Source organism: Streptomyces fuscigenes (genome assembly GCF_021556455.1).
In the GTDB taxonomy this organism is placed as follows: Bacteria; Actinomycetota; Actinomycetes; order Streptomycetales; family Streptomycetaceae; genus Streptomyces; species Streptomyces fuscigenes.
In genome coordinates, this window is sequence record NZ_JAKGCV010000256.1 from 1 (window position 1) to 8,107 (window position 8,107).

At 74.1% G+C, this 8,107-nt stretch carries 5 protein-coding genes; 3 read left to right on the forward strand and 2 right to left on the reverse strand.

The features are described 5' to 3' along the window. Positions 1-51: 51 nt before the first annotated feature. Complete coding sequence (locus L1885_RS19155) at positions 52-2,523, reverse strand: DNA gyrase/topoisomerase IV subunit A (protein WP_235798379.1); 2,472 nt, start codon at positions 2,521-2,523, stop codon at positions 52-54. 349 nt (positions 2,524-2,872) lie between these two features. Here L1885_RS19155 and L1885_RS19160 point away from each other — a divergent pair, with 349 nt between their 5' ends. Together L1885_RS19160 and L1885_RS19165 are read left to right on the forward strand one after the other, a co-directional pair. Further along, entirely contained in the window at positions 2,873-4,246 is a 1,374-nt protein-coding gene (locus L1885_RS19160) for a M16 family metallopeptidase (RefSeq protein ID WP_235798380.1), read from the forward strand. A gap of 17 nt (positions 4,247-4,263) precedes the next feature. Beyond that, positions 4,264-5,631: a M16 family metallopeptidase gene (locus tag L1885_RS19165; RefSeq protein WP_268984260.1), complete on the forward strand. Its 1,368-nt coding sequence runs from the start codon at positions 4,264-4,266 to the stop codon at positions 5,629-5,631. Positions 5,632-5,790: 159 nt separating this feature from the next. On the opposite strand, the gene L1885_RS19170 is transcribed toward L1885_RS19165, so the two are convergent. Beyond that, a complete protein-coding gene (locus tag L1885_RS19170) occupies positions 5,791-6,072 on the reverse strand; it encodes an HPr family phosphocarrier protein (RefSeq protein WP_235798382.1) in 282 nt (93 codons plus the stop codon). 92 nt (positions 6,073-6,164) lie between these two features. On the opposite strand from L1885_RS19170, the gene L1885_RS19175 reads away from it, so the two are divergent. Continuing rightward, the coding region (locus L1885_RS19175) for a GNAT family N-acetyltransferase (protein WP_235798383.1) at positions 6,165-8,107 on the forward strand (1,943 nt) is incomplete at its 3' end.

Below are 8,107 nucleotides of genomic sequence, written 5' to 3' on the forward strand. Positions count from 1 at the left end.
CCCTGATGGCGGCCCGGCCCGGCGGAACCGGGCGGGGCCGCCGCCACCGCGTCAGTGCGCCGGGCCCGCCAGCGCCGCGATCTCGTGGGCCAGCGGTGTCCCCGAGCCGTCCCGGCGCGGGTCGGGAGCGGGCAGCGCCGCCGCCGAGCCGTCCGCCTTCGCGGCCCGTACCGGGCTCGCGCCCGCCCAGGCCAGGACGAGGGTGTCCTCGCCCTTCAGGAAACGCTGGCACCGCACGCCGCCGGTGGCCCGGCCCTTGCGCGGGTACTGGTCGAAGGGCGTCAGTTTCGCCGTGCGCGCCGAGTCGTCGAGCGTGCCGTGCGAACCGGCGACCGTGAACACGACCGCGTCCGCGGACGGGTCCACCGCCGAGAACGAGAGGACCTCCGCCCCCTCGGTCAGCTTGACGCCCGCCATGCCGCCCGCCGGGCGGCCCTGCGGCCGCACCTGCGCCGCCGGATAACGCAGCAACTGCGCGTCCGAGGTGATGAAGACCAGGTCCTCGTCACCGGTGTGCAACTCGGCCGCGCCCACGACGCGGTCGCCGTCCCGCAGCGTGATCACCTCCAACTCGTCCCTGTTGGACGGGTAGTCGGGCACCACGCGTTTCACCACGCCCTGCAGCGTGCCGAGCGCGAGGCCCGGCGACGACTCGTCGAGCGTGGTCAGGCAGACCACCGTCTCCTCGGCCTCCAGCGCCAGGAACTCGGCGATCGGCGCTCCGCCCGACAGGTTGGGCGCGCCCGAGGTCTCGGGCAGTTGCGGCAGGTCGACCACCGACAGCCGCAGCAGGCGGCCCTCCGACGTCACCGCCCCGATCTCGCCGCGCGCCGTGGCGGGCACCGCCGAGACGACGAGGTCGTGCTTGACGCGCTTGCCGTCGCGCGCGGGCAGCGGCTCCCCGCTCGCCGTGCGGGCCAGCAGACCCGTGGAGGAGAGCAGCACCCGGCAGGGGTCGTCCGCGACCTGGAGCGGCACCGGCACCGCCGCGACCTGCGTGCCGCCCTCGATCAGGACCGTGCGCCGCGGGGTGCCGAACTTCTTGGCCACCGCGCCCAGTTCCGCCGAGACGACCTTCCGCAGCTCCGCGTCGGAGTCCAGGATGACCGTCAGTTCCTCGATCTCCGTGTTGAGCCGGTCCCGCTCGCTCTCCAGCTCGATCCGGTCGAAGCGCGTCAGGCGGCGCAGCGGCGTGTCGAGGATGTACTGCGTCTGCACGTCGGACAGCGAGAAGTGCTCCATCAGGCGCTCCTTCGCCTGCGCCGAGTTCTCGCTGGAGCGGATCAGCCGGATGACCTCGTCGATGTCGATCAGGGCCACCAGCAGGCCCTCGACCAGGTGCAGCCGGTCGCGCCGCTTGGTGCGGCGGAACTCGCTGCGCCGGCGCACCACGGAGAAGCGGTGGTCCAGGTAGACCTCCAGCAGCTCCTTGAGGCCGAGCGTCAGCGGCTGCCCGTCCACCAGGGCGACGTTGTTGATGCCGAAGGACTCCTCCATCGGCGTCAGCTTGTACAGCTGCTCCAGCAGCGCCTCCGGCACGAAGCCGTTCTTCACCTCGATGACGAGCCGCAGGCCGTGCTCGCGGTCGGTGAGGTCCTTGACGTCCGCGATGCCCTGGAGCTTCTTGGCGGAGACCAGGTCCTTGATCTTCGAGATGACCTTCTCGGGGCCGACCGAGAACGGCAGCTCCGTGACGACCAGGCCCTTGCGGCGCGCCGTGACGTCCTCCACCGCCACGGTCGCCCTGATCTTGAACGTGCCGCGGCCCGTCGCGTACGCGTCGTGGACGCCGGACAGGCCCACGATCTGCCCGCCCGTCGGCAGGTCGGGGCCCGGCACGAAGCGCATCAGCGTCTCGAGGTCCGCGCCCGGGTACCGGATGAGGTGGCGCGCGGCCTGCACGACCTCGCCCAGGTTGTGCGGCGGCATGTTCGTCGCCATGCCGACCGCGATCCCGGACGCCCCGTTGACCAGGAGGTTCGGATAGGCGGCCGGCAGGGTGACCGGCTCGCGCTCCTGGCCGTCGTAGTTGGGCTCGAAGTCGACCGTGTCCTCGTCGATCGACTCCGTCATCAGCGACGTCGCGTCGGCCATCCGGCACTCGGTGTACCGCATCGCGGCGGGCGGGTCGTCGTTGCCCAGGGAGCCGAAGTTGCCGTGCCCGTCCACGAGCGGCAGCCGCATCGAGAACGGCTGGGCCATGCGCACCAGGGCGTCGTAGATCGAGGAGTCGCCGTGCGGGTGCAGCTTGCCCATGACCTCGCCGACGACACGGGCGCACTTCACGTAGCCGCGGTCGGGGCGCAGGTTCATCTCGTTCATCTGGTACACGATCCGGCGGTGCACCGGCTTCATGCCGTCCCGCGCGTCCGGCAGGGCGCGCGAGTAGATCACGGAATACGCGTACTCGAGGTAGGAGGCCTGCATTTCATCGACCACGTCGATGTCGAGGATGCGTTCCTCGAAGTCTCCCCCGGCCGGGGTACCCCCAGGGGGCGGGGTCTTCGTGCTGCGGCGGGCCATCGCTGCTGCGGCTCCTTCACAGAGACAGTGCGGCGCGTCCGACGACACGCGCGCCGGGTACGACGACAACTTCTGGGGCTGACACGGACCATTGTGGACCGCGACACCGACAACACCGGAATCGACCCGTGCGTCGGCCGCGGCGCGGGCCGCCTCCACACGCTTCCCGGCAGGCGCGCGCACCCGCTCACCGGGCCACCGCACAGCCCGGCGACGACGCCTCGGCAGGCCCCGGCACCCGTCCCACGGGAACACCTGGCCGGACCGGGTGGTGCGGGCGGCCCCCGGCCGCCCCGCATACCGTGGCAGGCTGGCACCTGCACGAGTCATCGCGAGCGAAGGGACGTACATGCCCATGGGTCACACGGCCACCGAGCAGGCCGGTTCAGGCGGCCTGACAGCGACGGAACACCGCCTGGACAACGGCCTGCGCGTGGTGCTCTCCGAGGACCACCTGACGCCGGTCGCCGCTGTCTGCCTGTGGTACGACGTCGGCTCCCGCCACGAAGTCAAGGGCCGTACGGGGCTCGCCCACCTCTTCGAGCACCTCATGTTCCAGGGCTCCGCGCAGGTCAAGGGCAACGGCCACTTCGAACTGGTGCAGGGCGCCGGCGGCTCGCTGAACGGCACCACCAGCTTCGAGCGCACCAACTACTTCGAGACGATGCCCGCCCACCAGCTGGAGCTCGCCCTCTGGCTGGAGGCCGACCGCATGGGCTCGCTGCTGAGCGCCCTCGACGAGGAGTCGATGGAGAACCAGCGGGACGTCGTCAAGAACGAGCGCCGCCAGCGGTACGACAACGTGCCCTACGGCACGGCGTTCGAGCGCCTGACCGCCCTCATGTACCCGGAGGGCCACCCGTACCACCACACGCCCATCGGTTCCATGGCCGACCTGGACGCGGCGACGCTTGAGGACGCCCGCGCGTTCTTCCGCACCAACTACGCCCCCAACAACGCGGTGCTGTCCGTCGTCGGCGACATCGACCCGCAGCAGACGCTCGCCTGGATCGAGAAGTACTTCGGTTCGATCGCCTCCCACGACGGCAAGCAGCCGCCGCGCGACGGCTCGCTGCCCGACGTCATCGGCCGGGAGCTGCGCGAGGAGATCCAGGAGGAGGTGCCCGCCCGGGCGCTGATGGCCGCCTACCGGCTGCCGCAGGACGGCACCCGCGAGGCCGACGCGGCCGACCTGGCCCTGACCGTGCTCGGCGCCGGCGAGTCGTCCCGCCTGCACAACCGGCTGGTGCGGCGCGACAGGACCGCCGTCGCGGCCGGCTTCGGGCTGCTGCGCCTCGCCGGCGCGCCCTCGCTCGGCTGGCTCGACGTCAAGACGTCGGCGGGGGTCGAGATCCCGCAGATCGAGGCGGCCGTCGACGAGGAGCTCGCCCGCCTCGCCCAGGAGGGCCCGACGGCCGAGGAGATGGAGCGCGCGCAGGCGCAGCTGGAGCGCGAGTGGCTGGACCGCCTCGGCACCGTGGCCGACCGCGCCGACGAACTGTGCCGCTACGCCGTCCTGTTCGGCGACCCGCAGCTCGCGCTCACCGCGGTGCAGCGGATCCTCGACATCACCGCCGACGAGGTCAAGGCCGTCGCCGCCGCGCGCCTGCGCCCCGACAACCGGGCCGTCCTCGTGTACGAGCCGCTGCCGGCCGAGGAGGCCGCCGAGACCGGCGCGGACACCGCCGCGCCCACCGACGAGCAGGAAGGGGCGGCCAAGTGACCGAGGCCACCGTGACCATGGACCTCCACCCCCGCCCGCAGCCGGGCGAGGCGAAGCCGTGGGCCTTCCCCGAGCCCGAGCGCGGCGCGCTGCCCAACGGCCTGACGGTGCTGCGCTGCCACCGCCCCGGGCAGCAGGTCGTGGCCGTCGAGGTGTGCCTCGACGCGCCGCTCGACGCCGAGCCCGAGGGCCTCGACGGCGTTGCCACGATCATGGCGCGCGCCCTGTCCGAGGGCACCGACAAGCTCAGCGCCGAGGACTTCGCCGCCGAGCTGGAGCGCTGCGGCGCCACCCTCGACGCGCACGCGGACCACCCCGGCGTCCGGGTCTCCCTGGAGGTGCCCGTGCGCCGCCTGCGCAAGGCGCTCGGCCTGGTCGCCGACGCGCTGCGGGCGCCCGCGTTCGCCCCGGGCGAGGTGGAGCGCCTGGTGCGCAACCGCCTCGACGAGATCCCGCACGAGACCGCGAACCCGGGCCGCCGCGCCGCCAAGCAGCTCTCCAAGGAGCTGTTCCCGGCCTCCCTGCGCATGTCGCGCCCGCGCCAGGGCACCGAGGAGACCGTCGCGCGCATCGACGCGGCCGGCGTGCGCGCCTTCTACGAGGCGCACGTGCGCCCCGCCACCGCCACGGCCGTCGTCGTGGGCGACCTGACCGGCGTCGACGTCGACCAGGTGCTCGCGGAGACCCTCGGCGCGTGGACCGGCGACGCGGGCACCCCGCGCCCCGTCCCGTCGGTCACGGCCGACGACTCGGGCCGCGTGGTGATCGTGGACCGCCCGGGCGCCGTCCAGACCCAGCTGCTCATCGGCCGGGTCGGCCCCGACCGGCACGACCGCGTCTGGCCCGCCCAGGTCCTCGGCACGTACTGCCTCGGCGGCACCCTCACCTCGCGGCTCGACCGGGTGCTGCGGGAGGAGAAGGGCTACACGTACGGGGTGCGCGCCTTCGGGCAGGTCCTGCGCTCCTCGGCGGACGGCGCGGGCGCCTCGCTGCTCGCCATCAGCGGTTCCGTCGACACCGAGTCGACGGGCCCCGCGCTGGACGACCTGTGGAAGGTGCTGCGGACGCTCGCCGCGGAGGGGCTGACCGACGCGGAGCGCGACGTCGCCGTGCAGAACCTCGTCGGGGTCGCGCCGTTGAAGTACGAGACGGCCGCCTCCGTCGCGGGCACCCTCGCCGACCAGGTCGAGCAGCACCTGCCGGACGACTTCCAGGCGCGGATGTACGCACGGCTCGCGGAGACCGGCACGGTCGAGGCCACGGCGGCGGTGCTCGCCGCGTTCCCCGGGGACCGTCTGGTCACGGTCCTCGTCGGGGACGGGGCGCGGATCAAGGAGCCCGTCGAGGCGCTGGGCATCGGCCCGGTCACCGTCGTCAAGGGCTGACCCGGCGCGGTCGGCGCGGGTGCTCGGGGCCCGCGCCGGCCGCGCAGGCAGGGGGACCGGGCAGGCCATGCGCCGGCCGGTCCCCGGACAGCACGGAACCGGGCCCGCCGCGCACGCGCCGGGCCCGGGGGCGTCCGCGGTGCCGCGGACCGCGGACGGTCAGACCGTCTCGGGCAGCTCGTCGAGTCCCTCGGCGACCAGCTTCGCCAGGCGGTCGAGGGCGGCGTCGGCGCCGTCCGCGTCGGAGGCGAGCACGATCTCCTCGCCGCCCTGGGCGCCCAGGCCCAGCACCGCGAGCATCGACGCGGCGTTGACGGGCGTGCCGCCTGCCTTCGCGATGGTCACGGCCACGCCGGAGGCGGTCGCGGCGCGGACGAAGATGGAGGCGGGGCGGGCGTGCAAGCCCTCGGCCCAACCGACGTTGACACGGCGCTCAGCCATGGTGTTGCCCTTCGGATCTGACAGAGGTTGTCTAGACCAGTATCGCACTTGCCGGCGGGCCCGACCGGGGTGCCCCGCCGTAGGCTTTCGACATGGAGACGTCCGCCGTCCGCACCGCCGCGCCCGCCCATCCCTACCCGGCCCACTGGGAAGCGGACGTCGTACTGCGCGACGGCGGCACCGCCAGGATCCGGCCGATGACGCCCGACGACGCGGCCCGTCTCGTGCACTTCTACGAACACGTCTCGGACGAGTCGAAGTACTACCGCTTCTTCGCCCCCTACCCGCGCCTGTCGGACCGGGACGTCCACCGCTTCACGCACCACGACTACGTCGACCGCGTCGGGCTCGCCATGACGGTGGGCGACGAGATCATCGCGACGGTGCGCTACGACCGGATCGGGCCCGACGGCCGGGCCGCCGCGGGACCGGAGGCGGACGAGGCCGAGGTGGCGTTCCTGGTGCAGGACGTCCACCAGGGCCGGGGCGTCGCCTCCGCCCTCCTGGAGCACGTCGCGGCCGTCGCGCGCGAGCGGGGGATCCGGCGCTTCGCCGCGGAGGTCCTGCCGGCCAACGGCAAGATGATCAAGGTCTTCATGGACGCCGGGTTCACCCAGCGTCGCAGCTTCGAGGACGGCGCCGTCCGCCTGACCCTGGAGCTGGAGCCCACCGAGCGCTCCCTCGCCGTGCAGCGCGGACGCGAGCTGCGGGCCGAGGCGCGCTCCGTGCAGCGGCTGCTCGCGCCCGGTTCGGTGGCCGTCGTCGGCGTCGGCCGCGAGGCGGGCGGCGTCGGCCGCAGCGTCCTGCGCAACCTGCTCGCCGGCGGCTTCCGGGGCCGTACGTACGCGGTCAACGCGGCCTTCGCGCCCGGCGTCACCGAGATCGACGGGGTGCCGGCCGCCCGCTCCGTCTCCGAACTCGCCGAACCCGTCGACCTCGCGGTCGTCGCGGTGCCCGCGGAGCGCGTGCCGGACGTCGTCGAGGACTGCGGCGCGCACGGGGTGCAGGGGCTGGTGGTGCTCTCCGCGGGCTACGCGGAGAGCGGCGCGGAGGGCAGGGCCCGCCAGCGCGCGCTGGTGCGGCGGGCCCGCAGGTACGGGATGCGGATCATCGGCCCCAACGCGTTCGGGATCATCAACACGTCCGACGCGGTCCGGCTCAACGCGTCCCTCGCGCCGACGTCGCCCGTGCCCGGGCGCATCGGGCTGTTCGCCCAGTCCGGGGCGATCGGCATCACCCTGCTGTCCGCGCTGCACCGCAGGGGCGTCGGGCCGTCCTCGTTCATCTCCGCGGGCAACCGCGCGGACGTCTCGGGCAACGACTTCCTCCAGTACGGCTTCGAGGACCCGGACACCGACGTCGTCCTCATGTACCTCGAATCCATCGGCAACCCGCGCAAGTTCACCCGCCTCGCCCGCCGCACCGCGGCCGCCAAGCCGGTCGTCGTCGTCAAGGGCGCCCGCCACAGCGGCGCGATGCCCCAGGGCCACGCCGTCCCGGAGACCCGCATCCCCGACGCGACGGTCTCGGCGCTCCTGCGCCAGGCCGGCGTGCAGCGGGCGGACACCGTGACGGAGCTGGTCGACGCGGGGATCCTGCTCGCCGGCCAGCCGCTGCCCGCGGGGCCCCGCGTCGCGATCGTCGGCAACTCCGAGTCCCTGGGCCTGCTCACCTACGACGCCTGCCTCGCGGAGGGGCTGCGCCCGCTGCCGCCCCGGGACCTCACCACGTCGGCAGGGGCGGGCGACTTCCGCGCCGCCCTGGCGGCCGCCCTGCACGACCCGGCCTGCGACGCCGTCGTCGTCACGGCGATCCCCCGGGTCGGCGCGGAGACGCCCACGGCGGGCGGCGCGCTCGCGACGGCCCTGCGCGAGGCGGCCGAGACCTGCCCGGCGAAACCGGTGGCGGTGGTGTACGTGGAGATCGGCGGGCTGGCCGAGGCGCTCTCCGCGGCGGCGAGCACGGCCCCGCAGGCCCGCCCCCCGGCTGCCCCGGACGGTACGGCGCCCGGTGGCCGGGCCGTCCCCGGCGCGGA

Excerpts from the sequence above, each read along its gene's own strand:
- L1885_RS19155 (WP_235798379.1), bottom strand. The coding sequence starts at position 2,523 with ATGGCCCGCCGCAGCACGAAGACCCCGCCCCCTGGGGGTACCCCGGCC.
- L1885_RS19160 (WP_235798380.1), top strand. The coding sequence starts at position 2,873 with ATGCCCATGGGTCACACGGCCACCGAGCAGGCCGGTTCAGGCGGCCTG.
- L1885_RS19165 (WP_268984260.1), top strand. The coding sequence starts at position 4,264 with ATGGACCTCCACCCCCGCCCGCAGCCGGGCGAGGCGAAGCCGTGGGCC.
- L1885_RS19170 (WP_235798382.1), bottom strand. The coding sequence starts at position 6,072 with ATGGCTGAGCGCCGTGTCAACGTCGGTTGGGCCGAGGGCTTGCACGCC.